This window comes from Pseudomonas sp. NFPP12 (genome assembly GCF_900103205.1).
Classification (GTDB): Bacteria; Pseudomonadota; Gammaproteobacteria; order Pseudomonadales; family Pseudomonadaceae; genus Aquipseudomonas; species Aquipseudomonas protegens.
The window spans coordinates 1,616,256-1,632,566 of sequence record NZ_FMWW01000001.1; the positions used below are offsets into that span (position 1 = coordinate 1,616,256).

Genomic DNA, 16,311 nt, shown 5'->3' on the forward strand with positions numbered 1-16,311 from the left:
AACAACAAGGAACGACCATGCACCCGACCTCACTGCAAGACACCACCGCCCCCGAAGGCGTGTGCTTCGGCTGCGGCAGCAGCAACCATCACGGCCTGCACATCAAGAGCCACTGGCACGAGGACGGTGTGCACGTGGTGGCCGAGCACCTGCCCGACGCCAAGTACTGCGGCTGGCCGGACCTGGTCTACGGCGGCCTGATCGCCATGCTGGTGGACTGCCACTCCAACTGGACCGCCATGGCCTACCACTACCGCAACGAACAGCGCGAGCCCGGCAGCCTGCCACGCATCGACTGCGTCACCGGCAACCTGGGCATCAAGTTCATCAAGCCCACCCCCATGGGCGTGCCCCTGACCCTGCGTGCCAGGGTCGAGGGTGAAGTAGGCCGCAAGAGCCAGGTGATCTGCGAGGTGTATGCCGGCGATGTGCTGACCGCCATTGGCGATTCGGTCTTCGTGCGGGTCGATACCAGCCAGCTCGCGGCAGCGGCTCACGGTAGAGACGCCTGAGCCGGGGGCCTGGGAAGGCGGTCGGAACTATCGCCCATGCAGGTGGGGCAGGTGCCGATAGCCCGCCGCTCGGGCAAAATCCGCCAGCCGCCACAACGAACCGTTGGCCCCCCAGGTGCCATCAGCCACGTCATCCAGCAGGATCGAGGTCATCAGCATTCGCGGATCGTCCTCTGCCAGACAGGCGGCCAGCGCCTGATGCAAGCCCTCGACATAGGCCTGGCGCTGGGCAGCATCGAGCACGCCCGCCGGGACCTTGACCCGGACCATGCAAGGAACCGCCTGGGCACTGGAGTCGGCACCGCCACAACTCCAGAAGCCCGGCGCCAGCTCTTCCAGCAGTACCCAGCACAACGCCCGCTGACGGGGGTCATCACCTATTTGCTCCACCGTCAGGGCCACTTGGGTAACCTCTTGCAGGACCTTGGCACGCTGCCGGGCATCGAAAGCGCCCTGGGGGATCTTGATCAGAATATTAGGCATCGGCATCACCACTTACACAGAAAAGGAGCGGCTATTGAGCCTGTGCTCATCCCTGGCCAACAGCGACCGATTCGACATCTTTCATGCATAATCCGCCAATGAACGATTTCACCGTCTTGCTCCTACCCGGTTCCTTTGCCTCCAGCGTCGCCCTGACCCTGGACATGCTTTCCAGCGCCGCGCTGCTGGCCCCACGCCTGGGGCTCGGGGCTCCGCGCTGGCGGGTTTGTGCCTTGCAGGCTGGCCAGGTAGCCCTGGGCCAGGGCCTGCTGCTCGAGGTCGAGGCCCTGGATGCCAGGGGCGATGATCGGTCCTGCTGGATAGTGCCGGGGCTGGGCATCGACACCCCCGAGGCCATCGCCCAGCGCCTGCTGCAAGCAGACATTGCCCCGTTGCTGGATGCATTGCGCGATCATCTGGAACTCGGAGGCGAAGTAGCGGCATCCTGTTCCGCCGTTTTCCTGTTGCAGGCCGCCGGGCTCCTGCCCGGGCGCCGGGTTACGACCTCCTGGTGGTTGGCGCCACTGCTGCAAGAGTGGGCCGTCGACACCAAGGTGGATCCGGACCAGATGGTTGTGGTCGACCCTCCGCTAACCACCGCCGGAGCAGCATTTGGCCAATCGGATTTGATGCTGCATCTGCTGCGCAGCCGTTTCGGCACGAGCTTGGCAGACGCGGTGGGGCAGACGCTGCTGATTGATCGGCGGCAATTGCAGGCGCCGTTTCGGGTACCGGCAATGATGGCCCAGGGCAACACCCTGATCAGCCGGCTTACTGCCCATATCGAAGCCGGCTTGCCAAACCTGCCCAGCGTCGGCGAACTGGCTGCACAGTTCAGCATGTCCGAACGGACCCTGGGTCGCCAGATACGCAAGGTCACCGGCCACAGCAGCTTGCGCCTGATCCAGAATGTGCAACTGAACCGGGCGAGGGCTCTGTTGCAAAGCAGCAAATATTCGGTGGAGCGCGTGGCCGAACAGGTGGGATACCAGGACGCCACGGCCCTGCGCCGGCTGATGCGCAAGTTGCTCAACGCCACTCCAAGGCAATTGCGTTGAGCCCACCACGGTCCCCAGGCAAGAGGACTTTTGATACATTGCCGCTCCCTTTCTTTCGAACAGGACACCTGCCCTGACCATGGACATTCAGGAAATCCAGCGCCGCCTGGCCAAGCCGGCGCTGCAATTGATTCCCGGTGGTTTTCGCCCCTCCGGCAGCGACGAGGAAAGCTGGCTGGGCCGGGTCTTTCTGTTTCGCGAGGATGAAGAGTTGCCGCGCAACAGCGCCGGGGAAACCCTGCTGCCGTTCGCCCAGTTCTATCTGCCGGCGCTGCCCTTCCACAGCCCGCTGCTGGAAGGCGTGCGGGTGCTCACGGTGTTCGTCGCCAACCCCTTTCCCGAGCCCCTGGAACCCATGGGCGAGCGCTGGCTGATCCGCGAATACCGTGCCGAGGATGTGCTGGTGCGCAAGGACCTGACTGCCCCCGGGGCCTTTCTCAAGCCCTTCCCGCTCAAGCCCGAGGCAGTGCCCGCGGACTTTCCGCTGTGGGACGGCGGTGGCGTGCCGGAGGACCTGGAGCGGGAAATCCTCGAACTGGAAAACTCCGGGCAGATCGAGTGCTACTACGACCTGGTGAACCATTGCTACCAGCACAAGCTCGGGGGCTACCCCTCGTTCTGCCAGTCGGGAATCGATGTCGGGGACGGCTTCGAATTCGTGATGCAGATTTCCTCCGACGCCAAGATCGGACTCAACGTGGTGCACGGCGGCAGCCTGATGTTCTGGAAACACCCCGGCAGCGGCGAATGGGCGCTGTACTACGACTTCCATTGAGGCGCAGCGGCTAACACCGATTTCATCCACCGGCGGATGAAATGCCCCGGCGCCGGGTGCATCATGGGCGCTGTCCATTTCCCGGGAGACTTGCATGCCCATGCGCTCACTGTTCTTGCCCGCCACAGCCCTGGCCCTGGGCTTGCTGGCGGCCACCGGCGCCGTCGCCGACGACCAGTCGCAACTGATCGAATCGATCAACGCCTACCGCAGCCAGCCGCAACGCTGCGCCAACCAGGCCTCCTCTGAGCTGCCGCCGCTGACCGGCGACCCACGGCTGATCCTGCCGGTGGACAACGTCGGTGACCTGCAGCAGGCCCTGGCCCGGGCGGCCTACCCCATGGTCAACGTGCAGGCCATCAGCCTCTCCGGCCCCCGGGATGCCCAGGCAGCGATGCAGGCGGTACGCGAGAGCTTCTGCCAGGTGGTGCTGGACCCGCAGTTCGTCGATATCGGTGTCAATCGCCAGGCCAACCAGTGGCGCATCGTGCTCGCGCGACCACTGCTGTCCGCGCGCCTGGGGGACTGGCAGGCCGAGGGCCAGCAACTGCTCGCGCAGATCAACAGTGCCCGCGGCCAGCCCCGGCAATGCGGTGGCCAGGATTTTGCCGCCACCGCGCCCCTGGCCTGGAACGCCACCCTGGGCACCACCGCCGAGGAACACAGCCGGGCCATGGCCAACCAGAACTACTTCGACCACAAGGACCACGACGGCCGCACCCCGGGTGACCGCGCGGAACTGGCAGGCTATGCCGGCCAGCAGGTGGGCGAGAATATCGCCGCCGGCCAGGACACGGTGCGCAAGGTGGTGGACGGCTGGCTGGCCAGCCCCGGGCATTGCGCCAACCTGATGAACCCGGCCTACAGCGAGCTGGGCGCGGCCTACGCGGTGGACCCGAAAAGCGATGCCGGCATTTACTGGACCGCGATGTTCGGCGCGCCCTGAGCCCAGTGCCTGGGCGTGGCTGCCACGCCCTGAAGCAGCAACCGGGGCCCCAGGACAACGAAGGAGCGACACTCACTCGCCCCGGCCTGCGCGGTGCGCGGCCGGTTGGCCCGCACAACCATCGGTCGGCCGTCCTCACGGTGCGCCCGGGGCTTCTATGCTTGTAGCCCTGCCTTCGGATCATTCGCTCTCCCTCACACAGGAACGCTGATCATGCAAACCTTCGGTTACGCAGCGCAGTCCGCCGGGGTTCCCCTGGCGCCTTTCACCTTCCAGCGTCGCGCCCTGCGCGCCAACGATGTGGCGATGGAAATCCTCTATTGCGGGGTCTGCCACTCCGACCTGCACCAGGCGCGCAACGACTGGGGCGCCAGCCGCTACCCCATGGTCCCGGGCCACGAGATCGTCGGCCGGGTCACCGCCGTCGGCCCCGAGGTCAAGCAGTACAAGGTCGGCGACAGCGTCGCCGTCGGCTGCATGGTGGACTCCTGCCAGGTGTGCGACCAGTGCCGCAAGGGCGAAGAACAGATGTGCCGCGAGCACAATACCCAGACCTACAACGGCCTGGACCGCATCACCCGCGAGGTGACCTACGGCGGCTACTCCAAGCACCTGGTGGTGCGCGAAGAATTCGTCCTGCGGGTGCCCGAGGGCCTGGACCTAGCCAAGGCCGCGCCGCTGCTGTGCGCCGGCATCACCACCTATTCGCCGCTGCGCACCTGGAATGTCGGGCCCGGCAGCCGGGTCGGGGTCATCGGCCTCGGTGGCCTGGGGCACATGGCGGTCAAGCTGGCGGTGGGCATGGGAGCCAAGGTCACGGTCCTCAGCCGCAGCGCCGACAAGCGCGCCGACGCCCTGGCCCTGGGCGCCGATGCACTGCTGGTGTCCAGCGACCCGCAGGCCATGGCCCGCGCCCAGTCGAGCTTCGACCTGATCATCGACACCATTCCGGTGCGCCACGACGTCTCGCCCTACATGCCCCTGCTGGACATCGACTGCACCCTGGTGATCGTCGGCCAGGTCGGGCCGATCGACGAACAACTGACCCTGCCCATGCTCCTGGGACGGCGCCGGCTGGCCGGTTCACCCATCGGCGGCATTGCCCAGACCCAGGAAATGCTCGACTTCTGCGCGCGCAAGAACATCCTCCCGGACTGCGAAATGATCGCCATGCAGGACATCAACCAGGCCTTCGAACGCATGGAACGGGCCGATGTGCGCTACCGCTTCGTGATCGACATGGCGTCCCTGGGCAGCGGCGCCTGAAACCCGGCCTGGCACCAGCAGTAAACGCTCGCAAGTGAATGAAGGGTCGATGACGGCACCCTTGCCTATTGCTTTGCACCGCCGTGTCGATAACCCGTCACACCGCTCCCTCTGGCGCGCCGCTGCCCGCATCCGGGCCGCGACGCACCAGAGGGGGCGACCGACCTTCATTCGATAGCGAGACGATTCAATGGTTATGTTGCTGATCCTGTCAGGGCTGGCACTTACGGTGGCGATGCAGTTCGCGATTTTCTGCGTGGCCCTGAAGAATTCTTTGGGCAATGCCATCCTCAGCCTGTTCATTCCCTTCTATGTGTACGTCTACGCCAGGAAAGACCCGCAAGCCCGGCCCTTTCTCTGGGGCTGGTACCTGGGCATAGCGCTGCTGGTCGCGGGGGTGCTGGCCTCGGCCTAGGCGCCGCGCCACAGGCTGCCCCCGGCCAGGCACAAAGCAAAAGCCCCGAACATTCGGGGCTTTTTTTCATCAGGCCTGCCTGCAACTCATCATTTGTTGGCCGCCATCTGCCCCGCTTCGCTCTGGCTCACCAGGGCCTTGAGCGATGCGTCGAACTGCTTCAGGGCATCGACCTGCAACTCGGTCTGCTGGTTGATCTGCGCAGCGATCTCCGGCGCCGCCTTGCCCCGTACCCAGACCGACGGCAGGACCTTGGCCTGGATGCCTTCGGCCTGGCCGATGTATTGCAGGTTGGCGTCATAGAACTTGGCGATAAACCGCGCTTCCACCTTGCTGTTGCCCTTGGTCACCAGCTGGTTGTAGGTGTCGAGCATCACCACCGCATCGGGGCGGGCCTGGACCAGCGCATCGAGGCTGTCATACAGCGTCACGCTGGCGAAGTGTTTCTGCAACGACGCCATCAACCAGTTGATCGCCCGCTGCGGATCAGAGCTGTCGACAAAGGCCGCACTGATGCGCGGGTCGAGCCCGGCATTTTTCGCCCCGTTCAGCGCCACCGAGTGGTAGTGCTCCAGGTATTGCAGGGTATTGAGGGTGTTTTCGCTGTACAGCACCCCGACCGACTGGGCGTGCCGCAGATCGGCGCCGCTGTCGGCCATGGGCAAGAAGTGGCAGGACATGTCATCGGCGGCGAAGGCTGTCGCAGAAGCACCGGTTCCCGCGATCAAGACAACCACAAGGGTCAATAGAGTCGAGATTCTCATCGGGTGTTTCCTTCTGCAGCCAGCACGGTGTAAGCGCCATCTTCCTCCTTTGCTGGAAAAACGGAACCTGCACTTTTTGATGATAACTATCGATTGCAGCAATGATGTAAAAGGCCTGGACACTCGAGCTGCTTTTGCATTGATCGCCCGCGCCCAGGACTGCAAAAACAGACTCTGCTTTACCGTTCCCGTCGATACTGGATAATGGCAACTCGCCATAACCGGACAGTATTCCTCTGCCATGAGGTCCACTGGAAAAACTGCCTGACAAACGCCTGCAAGAACGCATGATCCGACTACGGAACAAGGAGCCAGTACCGTTGATGTCATCTCAAGATTCAATCGCACCGTCGACCCGCACCCAGAAACTCACCTCATTGATCACTCGTGGAATGGCGGGCCTCGGGGTCGTACTGAGCGGTCTGTGGGCCCTGATTACTTATGCGGTCCCCGATCCCAGCGTCTTCGGCTTCAGCTTCATCAGCTGGAAAAATGTAGTGTTGCTGGTCAGCACCTTCCTGTTCCTGGGGGCGGTATCCCTGGGCTGGCAGATGCGCAACCTCACGCCCCTGCTGAGAGGCGTGCTGCAGTTCGGCCTGGCCTGCATCCTCTCCTTCGGTTTTTTCATCCTTGGCACCGAGTACGCCAAACCCTCGTTCGAATTCGCCAAGCTGCAGGCCAAGATTGTCGAAAACGAAGGCAACAACCTCCTGGGCCGACGCATTGAAGTGTTGGATAACGTACGTTTCGAACTGGAAGGCTGTGAAAACATCGGCCGTTTGCCGACCTGCTCATTCGAGCTGACCAACCTCAACCTTGATCGCAATTTCAGTTTCGACAATGGCACTCGTCTGTTCGACGAATCCGGCGGACCACTGACCTTCAACTCCATTCGGGTGGGTCAGGTCGAGTCCCATTCCTGGCTGGACTTCCAGCTGATTCGCAATGTACCGACCCGGGTCACCCTGATCTTTCAGCAAAGTAACAACAAAATGAGCAAAACCCCGGCCATCAAGCTGGTATTTCGTGATGGCAACAATGACCCGCTGACCCTCAAGTTCAGCGACGTGGCCATGCAGTAAATCGACCTCGACCAACCAGCCGGTGCCTGAACACTCGATAAATCAGGAACCGTCAGCGGAGCCCCGGATGAATACCTCGCACCTGGACACCTTGCGTCGCACCATCGCTCAATGCCCCATCAGCCCGCCTCCGGAACCTTGGAAGCTGGTCACTGAACGAGCCGCAGGCAGCCTGCTGGAAGTCGGTTTCGATTGTGAGTCTGAGCTGTTGCTGGTGACCTCCAGTTCAGGACGAAGTGTCATCGACTGTCTGACGGGTGAAAAAATTGCCCGGGACTATACGCAGGACGTCGAAAGCAACCGTTACCTCGAGGCCCAGAGGATTGGGCCTCTAGCGGGCAAGACCATCGCCATGTCGGGTATCAATGGCGGCAGTCTGCCCCTGGGTAGCAACGACGGCTGGAAGGTCGAGAGTGTTTCCCTGGCATGGCCCGAACATCACCTGCTGCTGGTGGAGCCTGGATCTTGGCTGTATGGCGCCCAGATCAATCGACCGGCGGTTTTCCACAAGCTGGCCATTGAAGCCGGATACAGAGCTTTTGGCTTTTCCTACAGCGGCCGTACGCTGATCATTGCGTCGTCCTGCGATCTGACGGTGTATCACCGCAATGCCCTCTAGGCGCTACTGACAATTGCCAACCGAGCGCGGCACTTGCAGTCCAAAACCGCCCAGACGCAGCCTGGAAGTTTTTGGCTTACAGCCTGGTGCTGCCCCCGATAGAATCAAGCCCCCTTTTTCCGCAAGACGAGTCCGAACCATGGATGCTCACTCGATATTGACCTACACCCTGGTGGCGGCCATCGCCATTGCCAGCCCCGGCCCCGCTACCCTGGTGGCGCTGCACAACAGCGTGGCCTACGGGGCCAAGTCCACTATCTGGTCATCGTTGGGCAATGTCAGCGGGCTGTTCTGCATGTCTGCCGCGGCCATGCTCGGCCTGGGCGCGCTGATCGCCAGTTCCGAATGGGTTTTCAACGCGGTGAAGATCGTCGGTGCCGGCTACCTGTTCTACCTCGGCGCCAAGCAGCTGTTCAGTAAAAGCCAGCTACTGAGCGCCAGCAGCGCCGACAACGGCAAGCTCGCGCTCCCGCCGCGTCTGAAGTTGTTCAAGTCGGCCTTCCTGACCGCCGCCACCAACCCCAAGGCGACCATTTTCTTCACCGCCCTGTTCCCGCAATTCATCGACCAGCACGCCGCGCTGCTGCCGCAGTTCTTCATCCTGACCCTGATCTTCATGGCGCTGTCGCTGGTCTCTCTCAGCGTCTACGCGGTGCTGGCCTCCCGGGCCAAGGGCGTGTTGACCCGCCCGGCGCTGTCCAAGTGGGTCAATCGGGTGGTGGGGTCGACCTTTATCTTCTTCGGCACCAGCATCCTGGCCATGCGGCGCCAGACGGTTTGATCAGGCGCCTGACCAGGAACCTGATCTGCCTTGCGGAGAGTGAAGCAGCCTTCAACCCTTCTTTTTCTGCAAGGCCTTGAGCCGCGCACTGGCGCGCTGCACCGCGGCCATCTTTTCCGGGCGCTTCATGCGCTTCCATTGACGGATGTCCTCTTTGGTCCGTCCGCAACTCACGCACAGGTCGCCACTGAGGCGGCACAGGGCGATGCAGGGGTTGTCGATTTCCTTGGCCATGGCTCAACCCCGGCCCGGGCACAGGCGCTTCAGGCGTTGCGCCCAATCGCCAGCATTGATCCGCCGGCATTGCTCTTCGCTGTCGAAGAACACACGGGTTTCCAGGGCGTCGAGGTGAACATCGGCCTCTTCCAGGGCCCGGGTCGTCAGTTCGAGCATCCGCGCGCCCTGCCCGGCCGCCAGGGCCTGCTCCTTGTGGGCCTGGGTGTCGAAGACCCAGACCACCACCAGGCTCGCCGCAAAGGCGGCGTAGTCCACTTCGTGGGTCAGCCAGGAAAAACCGACGATTTCGGCCTTGGCGGCTTCGCAGGCTTCGGTCAGGGTGGCGGCCAGCAGGCGCTCCGTGGCCGCCTGCTGGCGTTTGTTGAATGGCATGACAAGCCTTGAGTCGCAGCTAAAAGGCCGCACACCATACCTCAAGCCACTCGCCCGCGGCGGCGCTTTGCGGCTAGGCTAGTGCGCTCCTGCCCGCTTCAAGGAAGAACGCACATGCAAAAGACCTCCTTCGCGCTGCTCGTGGCAGCGCTCCAGCTCGCCAGTGCCAGCGCCCTGGCGGCCACGCCGCCGGTGGCCGACGCCATCTGGTTCAACGGCCCGATCATCACCATCGATGACCAGCACCCCAAGGCCCAGGCAGTGGCGGTGAAGGACGGCAAGATCCTCGCCGTGGGTGACCGGCAACACGTACTCAAGAACAAGGGCCCGGCCACGCAGATGCTCGACCTCAAGGGCGCGACCCTGCTACCGGGCTTCGTCGACCCCCACGGCCATGTGTCGATGGTGGGTTTCCAGGCTGCCAGCGCCAACCTGCTGCCGCCACCGGATGGAACCAACAACAGCATCCCCGGGCTCCAGGAAACCCTGCGCAGCTTTGAGCAGCAGTCGCCGATCCCCAAGCAGTTCGGCGTGCTGTTCGGCTTTGGCTATGACGATTCCCAGCTGCAGGAACAGCGCCACCCCACCAAGGCCGACCTGGACGCCGTGACCCGCGACCTGCCCATCGCCATCGTCCACCAGTCCTCGCATCTGGGGGTGCTCAACAGCAAGGCGCTGGAACTGGCGGGGATCGACGCGTCGACCCCCAACCCGGAAGGCGGGGTGATCCGCCGCGTCGACGGCAGCCAGGAGCCCAACGGAGTGCTGGAGGAAAACGCCTTCTTCAACGCCCTGATCAAGATCTTCCCCAAGCTCACCGCCGACCAGGCGGTGGACATGCTCAGCGCCGGGCAGAAGCTGTATGTCAGCTATGGCTACACCACGATCCAGGACGGCCGCTCTTCCCCGGACCAGGTCATGACCGCGATCAAGGCCGCGGGCGATGGCAAGTTGCTGGCGGACATCGTCTCCTACCCGGATATCCTCACCCCCGGCGTCAAGCAACTGATGGTCGCCCCCTGGTATCACCCGAGCAACCAGCCGGTGGTGTACAACCAGCACTTTCGCATCGGTGGGGTCAAGCTGACCCTGGACGGTTCGCCCCAGGGCAAGACGGCCTGGCTGAGCCAGCCCTACTTCAAGCCGCCCCAGGGCCAGGACGCCAGCTATGCCGGCTACGGCGTGGTCAAGGACGCCGACGCCCTGGCCATCTATAAAGAGGCCCTGGCCAACCGCTGGCAGATCCTTTCCCACACCAACGGCGACCGCGCCATCGACCAGTTGCTCGGTTCCATGCGTGCCGCGGAACAGGCCTACCCCGGGGTCGATGTGCGGCCGGTAATGATCCACGGCCAGACCCTGCGCAAGGACCAGGTGGCCGAACTCAAGCAACTGAAGATCTTCCCTTCCCTGTTCCCCATGCACACCTACTACTGGGGCGACTGGCATCGCCAGTCGGTGCTGGGGCCCGAACGCGCGGAAAACATCTCGCCGACCCAGTGGGTGCTCCAGGCCGGGATGAAATTCACCACCCACCACGATGCACCGGTGGCCCTGCCGGACTCCATGCGAGTGCTGGCAGCCACGGTCAACCGCACCACCCGCAGCGGCTACGTACTCGGCCCGGACCAGCGGGTGACGCCCTTGCAGGCGCTGAAGGCCATGACCCTGTGGTCGGCCTACCAGCATTTCGAAGAAGACCGCAAAGGCTCGATCACCCCAGGCAAGCTGGCAGATTTCGCGGTGCTCTCGGCCAACCCGCTGACCGTCAAACCCGAGACCCTGAGCGAGATCCAAGTGCTCAAGACCGTCAAGGAAGGCCGGGTGATCTATGAGCGTCCGGCAAAGGTGGCAGGCTTGCCGCCGCCATTCGGGATGCATGGCGATCCGTCATTGCCGGTGCCCCAGGGCATCAAGGCCGTGGCCCAGGGCGACGGCGACCTGGGCCCGGCCCTGGATGTGATCTACGACCGGCTGGCGCCCGCCCAGTAAGGTAAAACCCAACGCCGGCTGTCGTGTTCTCTAGACGGCAGCCGGCGCAGGGTTTTCCTCCTCGCGGTCATTCAACCCTCACCTTGCGTACCGGCGACCCCGGACGCTGGCGACTTTCCCAATCCGGGGCCAACCCCACCGCAACCTCGTCAGCCACCAGCAGCTTACGCCCGCGCACCAGGTCGGCGGCACGCTCAGCGAGCATGATCGTCGGCGCATTGAGGTTGCCGTTGGGCTCGCTGGGAAACACCGACGAGTCGATCACTCGCAGGCCTTCAAGACCGTGGACACACAGTTCGGAATCCACCACGGCCATCTCGTCCTCGCCCATGCGACAGGTGCCGCAGGGGTGATAGGTGCTCTCCAGGTTCGCCCGCACGAACTCGTCGATCTGTGCATCCGTGTTGACCTGCGGCCCCGGCGCAATCTCGCCGTCGCGGTAACGGTCCATCGCCGGCTGGCCGATGATTTCCCGGGTCAGGCGCACACAACGGCGGAAACCCTCGCGATCCTCCTCGCGCTGCAGGTAGTTGAAGAGAATTTCCGGGTGCTCGTACGGGTCGCCGGAACGGGCCCGCACATGGCCGCGGCTCTTGGGTTTGTTGGGGCCCGTGAGCACCATGAAGCCATGCCCCTTGATGGGTTTGTTGCCGTCATAGCGCATGGCCGCGGGCAGGAAGTGAAACTGGATATCCGGCCAACCCAAGCCCTGCTCGGAACGAATGAAGCCACCGGCCTCGAAGTGGTTGCTGGCCCCCAGGCCGTCCTTGAACAGCAACCAGCGCAGACCGATCAGCAGCTTGCTCAGCGGGTCCATCTTGCTGTTGAGGGTCAGCGGCTCCTTGCAGCCGAACTGGATGTAGACCTCGGCGTGATCCTGGAGGTTTTCCCCCACTCCCGGCAGCACGTGCCGAGGCTCGATCGACGCTTTGCGCAACACCTCGGCCGGCCCGACCCCGGAGCGTTGCAGCAGGTGCGGCGAACCGATGGGGCCGGCGGCAACCAGCACCTCGCGGTTGCACCGCACTTCATGGACCTGCCCCTGACGGTCATAGGCGACGCCCACCGCGCGCTTGCCCTCGAAGAGGATTCGGCGCGTCATCGCCTGAGTCAGCACCGTCAGGTTGGGGCGCCCCATGGCCGGTCGCAGGTAGGCATTGGCGGTCGAGCAGCGCACGCCGTTCTTCACCGTCATGTGCATGGCGCCGAAGCCCTCCTGCATGAAACCGTTGCAGTCTTCGGTCCTGATGTAGCCCGCCTCGACACCGGCATCGATCCAGGCCCGGTACAGGGGGTTGTGCATGTTGTTGCCATTGTTGGTGTGCAACGGCCCGCCCTGCCCGCGGTAGCTGTCACCGCCGGCCTCGTAGTCTTCCGCCCGCTTGAAATACGGCAGGCAGTGCCGATAGCCCCAGTCCCGCGCCCCCAGGGCTTGCCACTCATCGAAGTCATGGGCGTGGCCGCGGATGTAGACCAGGCCGTTGATCGAGGACGAGCCCCCCAGTACCTTGCCCCGCGGGCAATGGATACGCCGGCCGTCGAGGTAGGGCTCAGGCTCGGTCTGGTAGCGCCAGTTGTACTTGCTGGTGTTCATCGGCATGGAAAAGGCGCTGGGCATCTGGATCAGCACGCTACGGTCGCTGCCACCGAACTCCAGGACCAGCACCGAGGTGCCCGGGTCCTCGCTCAAGCGGTTGGCCAGCACGCAGCCGGCCGATCCGGCACCAATGATGATGTAGTCGAATGTTTGCCTGCTCATGGTCATCTCCCGACCGTCAATTGATTGAGAATCGGCAGCGCCTCGCGGGGTTGCGCGAGCCCTTCGGCGCACGCCCCCGCGGCGTCCTCAAGGCGCAGGATCACCGCCTCTTCGTGCGCCAGGTCCAGCGAACGGCTCAGGCCGTAGTAGGCCACCCCGGACACCAGCAGCCCCACCAGCCAGGCAACGTCGATACTGCCCAGGGCCCTGGCCAGCGGGCCGACATAGACCTCGCGCTGCTCCACGCCGTCGTAGATGTAGAAGAAGGGGATCATGCTCGCGAAGCCGATGGCGTAGGCGACGATCCCGCGCAGGCCCCAGCTGCCGTAGAGGTTGCCCCGGGGCATGAAGAAGTGCGTGATGGCGTAGCGCCCCTTGCGCACGAAGAAGTAGTCGGTGAGGTTGACTGCAGTCCAGGGCACCAGGAAATACAGCATCACCACCAGGTAGATGCTCAGCACCGACAGCCCCTGGTTCGAGCGCTGGATGCTCAGGGCCACGCCCAGTTGCAACAGGATCACGAAGAGAATCGCCAGGATCCGAGCCTTGCGCGTCGGCTTGATGCTGATGATCGAATCGACACAGGTCAGGGTGGTCAGCTTGGCGCTGTAGATGTTCATCGCGATCACCGGCAGGAACGCCAGGATGGTCACCAGCACCACCGCCGTGCCCACCAGCGGTGACAAGGTGTTGCCCACCTGCCCCAGTGCCACCAGCACATCGGTGGAATGCAGGTGGTCGGCCAGCCAGCCGCCCACGGCGATCATCCAGGCGCCGGACAACGAAGCCCCGAGGAACACCACGGCGATCAGTTTGCCGCTGTGGGTGTGCTTGGGCAGGTAGCGCGAGTAGTCGGACACATAAGGCGCATAGGCGATGTTGTAGCTGGCCGCGGCGGCGAACTGGGCGACGCCGCCGGACCAGTTGAAGCCCAGGGGCTGCGGAGCCACGCCGCCTGCCGCCACGGCCAGCGGTTGGGCATCGGGCACCCAGTGCATCAGTACCGCCAGGCTCACCAGGCCATAGAGCGGCAGCGACAGGTACAGCGCCCACTTGAAACTGCGGTGCATCCAGTCGTGGCCAAGAATCGCCAGGGTCGCCCCCGGCACGGTCACCGCCAGGGCCACCAGCAGCGGATCGAAGCCGAACAACGTCTGCAGCCCCTGCATCATCAGCACCAGGTTGACGATGTTGAAACCGGCGAACACGAACAGGGTCGCCAGCAGCACCAGGACCACCCCGCGATAGCCGAACTGCGCCCGGGACTGAATCATCTGCGGCAAGCCCAGGTGCGGCCCCTGGGAACCATGGAAGGCCATGAACAAGGTGCCGAACATGATGCCCAGCGTGCCGGTCACCGTGGTCCAGAACGCCGTGAGGCCGACGCTGGGCCCGACAAAGCCGATGGTCATGGTGAAGAAGGTGAAGTTGCCCAGAAACCAGAACGGCCCCTGGCTGGAGAGCTTGTCGGTGCGCTCGTTTTCCGGGATGTAATCGATCGAATGGACTTCGACAACGGAGCCGTTGTCGGCACTGGAGACACTCGGGGCAGGCTGGGCATTAGTGTTCATGATGGGCTCTTATTGTTGGTCGATATCATGACGGGGCACTGGTGCGGTACTCGATGCCTGGGCACCTCCTGCAGGCTCTGACGGGGGATGTGCGGGCGCCCCAAGGACGCCCGAAGTCGGTAAAGGCAGGCTCGCCTGTCAAGGCAGGGTGATCCAGACCGCCTTGGTTTCCATCAGGTGGTCGAGCTGCTCCGGCCCCAGGTCCTTGCCGAACCCCGACAGCTTGTAGCCACCAAAAGGCATCGCAGGGTCGATGGTGCTGTGGGCATTGACGTACACCGAGCCGGCCCGCAGACGCGGAATCAGGTTGTGAACCCGGCCCAGGTCGTTGGAGTAGATCGCCGCCGCCAGGCCATAGAGCGAGTCATTGGCCAGTGCCAGCGCCTGCTCGTCATCGTCGAAAGGCGCGGTCACCAGAACCGGCCCGAAGATCTCTTCCTGGACGATGCGCATGTCATTGCGGCAATGGGCAAAAATGGTCGGCTCGACAAAGTACCCCGGCCCCTCGAGCGGCTGGCCGCCGTAGACCAGCTGGGCGCCCTCGCCCTTGCCGATCTCGATGTACTCGCTGACCCGCTGTTTCTGCTGGGCCGATACCAGGGGGCTGATGAAGCAGGCCGGGTCCAGCCCCGGGGCCACCTTCAAGGTCCGGGTGTAGGCGATCAGCTCATCGAGAAACGCGTCATAGATGCTGTGGTGGATATAGGCACGGGTACCGGCGTCGCAGACCTGCCCCGAGTTGAAGAACACACCGTTGGCCACGGCCTCGGCGGCCGCACGCAAGTCGGCGTCGGCCAGCACGAGCACCGCCGACTTGCCCCCCAGTTCCAGGGTCAGGCGCTTCATGTCGTCCAACGCCGCGCGCCCCACGGTACGGCCCACCGGGGTCGACCCGGTGAAGCTCAGTTTGTCGATCCCCGGGTGCGCGGCCATGGCCGCGCCGATCACGCTGCCACGCCCGCTGACAATATTGATCACCCCGGCGGGGATACCCGCCTCTTCCACCAGCTCGGCGAAGCGCAAGGCCGAGAGCGACGTCAGCTCGGCGGGCTTGACCACCACCGTGCAACCGGTGGCCAGGGCCGCACCCAGCTTCCAGGCCAGGGTCTGCAACGGGAAGTTCCAGGGCACTATCACCCCGACCACGCCCACCGGCTCCTTGCGCGTGTACGCCAGGTAATTGCCCGGCAACGAGGGCTCGACGGTGCGTCCGTGGAGCTTGCTGGCCCAGCCGGCGAAATAGCGCAAAGTGTCGACCGTACCCTGGATATCGACATCCCGGGCACTGGCCACCGATTTGCCCATGTCGATCGATTCGATTTCCGCCAGTTGCGTAGCGTTGTCCGCAATCAGTTGCGCCAGGCGGTGAATCATCGCCTCGCGCTCCAGCGGCTTGAGCAGGCTCCATTCACCGCCGTCGAACTGCTTGCGGGCCGCGCTCACGGCACGCTCCAGGTCCTCCACGGTGCCCATGGGAATATGGGTGAGCAGGCCCTCGGTGGACGGCTCGCGGACCTGCGCGATCTGGCCGTCGCTGGCATCGACCCAGGCGCCACCGATGAACATCTTCTGCGCCTTGCCGAGAAAGCGCTGGGTGGCCTCGCTGATTGCGAACTGTTGCAGGTACTGCTTGACGATCGTGTCCATGTTCATGCCCTCTGCCCGACGCTGGGCGTCGA

The 16,311-nt window shown here is 64.0% G+C and carries 17 protein-coding genes; 10 read left to right on the plus strand and 7 right to left on the minus strand.

Annotation, left to right across the window (positions count from 1 at the left end; all coding sequences use genetic code 11):
- The first annotated feature begins 17 nt into the window (after window positions 1-17).
- Complete coding sequence (locus BLS75_RS07000) at window positions 18-512, plus strand: PaaI family thioesterase (protein ID WP_011060723.1); 495 nt, start codon at window positions 18-20, stop codon at window positions 510-512.
- 27 nt (window positions 513-539) lie between these two features.
- On the opposite strand, the gene BLS75_RS07005 is transcribed toward BLS75_RS07000, so the two are convergent.
- The gene (locus BLS75_RS07005; RefSeq protein ID WP_176876718.1) at window positions 540-995 is read right to left on the minus strand and encodes a tautomerase family protein; all 456 of its coding nucleotides are present in this window, start codon (window positions 993-995) and stop codon (window positions 540-542) included.
- A 98-nt stretch (window positions 996-1,093) separates the two neighbouring features.
- Between BLS75_RS07005 and BLS75_RS07010 the strand changes: the two genes are divergently transcribed.
- The 5 genes from BLS75_RS07010 to BLS75_RS07030 all read left to right on the plus strand — a co-directional run bounded on the left by BLS75_RS07010 (window position 1,094) and on the right by BLS75_RS07030 (window position 5,455).
- Window positions 1,094-2,053 carry a GlxA family transcriptional regulator gene (locus tag BLS75_RS07010; RefSeq protein WP_072452361.1) on the plus strand — a complete coding sequence of 320 codons (960 nt, stop codon included), beginning with the start codon at window positions 1,094-1,096 and terminating at the stop codon, window positions 2,051-2,053.
- 79 nt (window positions 2,054-2,132) lie between these two features.
- Window positions 2,133-2,828, plus strand: a complete 696-nt coding sequence (locus tag BLS75_RS07015) for a YwqG family protein (protein WP_072452362.1) — start codon at window positions 2,133-2,135, stop codon at window positions 2,826-2,828.
- A 100-nt stretch (window positions 2,829-2,928) separates the two neighbouring features.
- On the plus strand, window positions 2,929-3,774 hold the full coding sequence (locus tag BLS75_RS07020) for a CAP domain-containing protein (protein ID WP_169893752.1): 846 nt from the start codon (window positions 2,929-2,931) through the stop codon (window positions 3,772-3,774).
- A gap of 213 nt (window positions 3,775-3,987) precedes the next feature.
- The gene (locus BLS75_RS07025) at window positions 3,988-5,040 is read left to right on the plus strand and encodes an NAD(P)-dependent alcohol dehydrogenase (RefSeq protein WP_042941187.1); all 1,053 of its coding nucleotides are present in this window, start codon (window positions 3,988-3,990) and stop codon (window positions 5,038-5,040) included.
- 196 nt (window positions 5,041-5,236) lie between these two features.
- Window positions 5,237-5,455 carry a hypothetical protein gene (locus BLS75_RS07030; protein WP_235436975.1) on the plus strand — a complete coding sequence of 73 codons (219 nt, stop codon included), beginning with the start codon at window positions 5,237-5,239 and terminating at the stop codon, window positions 5,453-5,455.
- An 89-nt stretch (window positions 5,456-5,544) separates the two neighbouring features.
- Here the strand turns inward: BLS75_RS07030 and BLS75_RS07035 are convergent, their stop codons facing one another.
- Window positions 5,545-6,219: an ATPase gene (locus BLS75_RS07035; RefSeq protein ID WP_072452363.1), complete on the minus strand. Its 675-nt coding sequence runs from the start codon at window positions 6,217-6,219 to the stop codon at window positions 5,545-5,547.
- 323 nt (window positions 6,220-6,542) lie between these two features.
- Between BLS75_RS07035 and BLS75_RS07040 the strand changes: the two genes are divergently transcribed.
- The 3 genes from BLS75_RS07040 (at window position 6,543) to BLS75_RS07050 (ending at window position 8,701) form a co-directional block, all read left to right on the plus strand.
- Window positions 6,543-7,301, plus strand: coding sequence for a hypothetical protein (locus BLS75_RS07040; protein WP_072452364.1), 759 nt, complete (start codon window positions 6,543-6,545; stop codon window positions 7,299-7,301).
- A 67-nt stretch (window positions 7,302-7,368) separates the two neighbouring features.
- Complete coding sequence (locus BLS75_RS07045) at window positions 7,369-7,920, plus strand: hypothetical protein (protein WP_072452365.1); 552 nt, start codon at window positions 7,369-7,371, stop codon at window positions 7,918-7,920.
- A 139-nt stretch (window positions 7,921-8,059) separates the two neighbouring features.
- Window positions 8,060-8,701, plus strand: coding sequence for a LysE family translocator (locus BLS75_RS07050; protein WP_072452366.1), 642 nt, complete (start codon window positions 8,060-8,062; stop codon window positions 8,699-8,701).
- A 51-nt stretch (window positions 8,702-8,752) separates the two neighbouring features.
- Here BLS75_RS07050 and BLS75_RS07055 read toward each other — a convergent pair whose 3' ends face one another.
- Together BLS75_RS07055 and BLS75_RS07060 are read right to left on the minus strand one after the other, a co-directional pair.
- Window positions 8,753-8,935: a DUF1289 domain-containing protein gene (locus BLS75_RS07055; protein ID WP_072452367.1), complete on the minus strand. Its 183-nt coding sequence runs from the start codon at window positions 8,933-8,935 to the stop codon at window positions 8,753-8,755.
- A gap of 3 nt (window positions 8,936-8,938) precedes the next feature.
- Window positions 8,939-9,310: a hypothetical protein gene (locus BLS75_RS07060; protein WP_072452368.1), complete on the minus strand. Its 372-nt coding sequence runs from the start codon at window positions 9,308-9,310 to the stop codon at window positions 8,939-8,941.
- Between the two features lie 114 nt (window positions 9,311-9,424).
- Here BLS75_RS07060 and BLS75_RS07065 point away from each other — a divergent pair, with 114 nt between their 5' ends.
- Entirely contained in the window at window positions 9,425-11,302 is a 1,878-nt protein-coding gene (locus tag BLS75_RS07065; RefSeq protein ID WP_072452369.1) for an amidohydrolase, read from the plus strand.
- Window positions 11,303-11,369: 67 nt separating this feature from the next.
- On the opposite strand, the gene betA is transcribed toward BLS75_RS07065, so the two are convergent.
- The 3 genes from betA to BLS75_RS07080 all read right to left on the minus strand — a co-directional run bounded on the left by betA (window position 11,370) and on the right by BLS75_RS07080 (window position 16,279).
- The gene (gene betA, locus BLS75_RS07070; protein WP_065364709.1) at window positions 11,370-13,061 is read right to left on the minus strand and encodes a choline dehydrogenase; all 1,692 of its coding nucleotides are present in this window, start codon (window positions 13,059-13,061) and stop codon (window positions 11,370-11,372) included.
- A 2-nt stretch (window positions 13,062-13,063) separates the two neighbouring features.
- Window positions 13,064-14,632, minus strand: a complete 1,569-nt coding sequence (locus BLS75_RS07075; RefSeq protein WP_072452370.1) for a purine-cytosine permease family protein — start codon at window positions 14,630-14,632, stop codon at window positions 13,064-13,066.
- 138 nt (window positions 14,633-14,770) lie between these two features.
- Window positions 14,771-16,279: an aldehyde dehydrogenase family protein gene (locus tag BLS75_RS07080; protein ID WP_072452371.1), complete on the minus strand. Its 1,509-nt coding sequence runs from the start codon at window positions 16,277-16,279 to the stop codon at window positions 14,771-14,773.
- Window positions 16,280-16,311 lie beyond the last annotated feature (32 nt).

Excerpts from the sequence above, each read along its gene's own strand:
- betA (WP_065364709.1), bottom strand. The coding sequence starts at position 13,061 with ATGAGCAGGCAAACATTCGACTACATCATCATTGGTGCCGGATCGGCC.
- BLS75_RS07020 (WP_169893752.1), top strand. The coding sequence starts at position 2,929 with ATGCGCTCACTGTTCTTGCCCGCCACAGCCCTGGCCCTGGGCTTGCTG.
- BLS75_RS07000 (WP_011060723.1), top strand. The coding sequence starts at position 18 with ATGCACCCGACCTCACTGCAAGACACCACCGCCCCCGAAGGCGTGTGC.
- BLS75_RS07075 (WP_072452370.1), bottom strand. The coding sequence starts at position 14,632 with ATGAACACTAATGCCCAGCCTGCCCCGAGTGTCTCCAGTGCCGACAAC.
- BLS75_RS07080 (WP_072452371.1), bottom strand. The coding sequence starts at position 16,279 with ATGGACACGATCGTCAAGCAGTACCTGCAACAGTTCGCAATCAGCGAG.
- BLS75_RS07025 (WP_042941187.1), top strand. The coding sequence starts at position 3,988 with ATGCAAACCTTCGGTTACGCAGCGCAGTCCGCCGGGGTTCCCCTGGCG.
- BLS75_RS07015 (WP_072452362.1), top strand. The coding sequence starts at position 2,133 with ATGGACATTCAGGAAATCCAGCGCCGCCTGGCCAAGCCGGCGCTGCAA.
- BLS75_RS07065 (WP_072452369.1), top strand. The coding sequence starts at position 9,425 with ATGCAAAAGACCTCCTTCGCGCTGCTCGTGGCAGCGCTCCAGCTCGCC.
- BLS75_RS07045 (WP_072452365.1), top strand. The coding sequence starts at position 7,369 with ATGAATACCTCGCACCTGGACACCTTGCGTCGCACCATCGCTCAATGC.
- BLS75_RS07010 (WP_072452361.1), top strand. The coding sequence starts at position 1,094 with ATGAACGATTTCACCGTCTTGCTCCTACCCGGTTCCTTTGCCTCCAGC.
- BLS75_RS07030 (WP_235436975.1), top strand. The coding sequence starts at position 5,237 with ATGTTGCTGATCCTGTCAGGGCTGGCACTTACGGTGGCGATGCAGTTC.
- BLS75_RS07050 (WP_072452366.1), top strand. The coding sequence starts at position 8,060 with ATGGATGCTCACTCGATATTGACCTACACCCTGGTGGCGGCCATCGCC.
- BLS75_RS07060 (WP_072452368.1), bottom strand. The coding sequence starts at position 9,310 with ATGCCATTCAACAAACGCCAGCAGGCGGCCACGGAGCGCCTGCTGGCC.
- BLS75_RS07035 (WP_072452363.1), bottom strand. The coding sequence starts at position 6,219 with ATGAGAATCTCGACTCTATTGACCCTTGTGGTTGTCTTGATCGCGGGA.
- BLS75_RS07040 (WP_072452364.1), top strand. The coding sequence starts at position 6,543 with ATGTCATCTCAAGATTCAATCGCACCGTCGACCCGCACCCAGAAACTC.
- BLS75_RS07005 (WP_176876718.1), bottom strand. The coding sequence starts at position 995 with ATGCCTAATATTCTGATCAAGATCCCCCAGGGCGCTTTCGATGCCCGG.
- BLS75_RS07055 (WP_072452367.1), bottom strand. The coding sequence starts at position 8,935 with ATGGCCAAGGAAATCGACAACCCCTGCATCGCCCTGTGCCGCCTCAGT.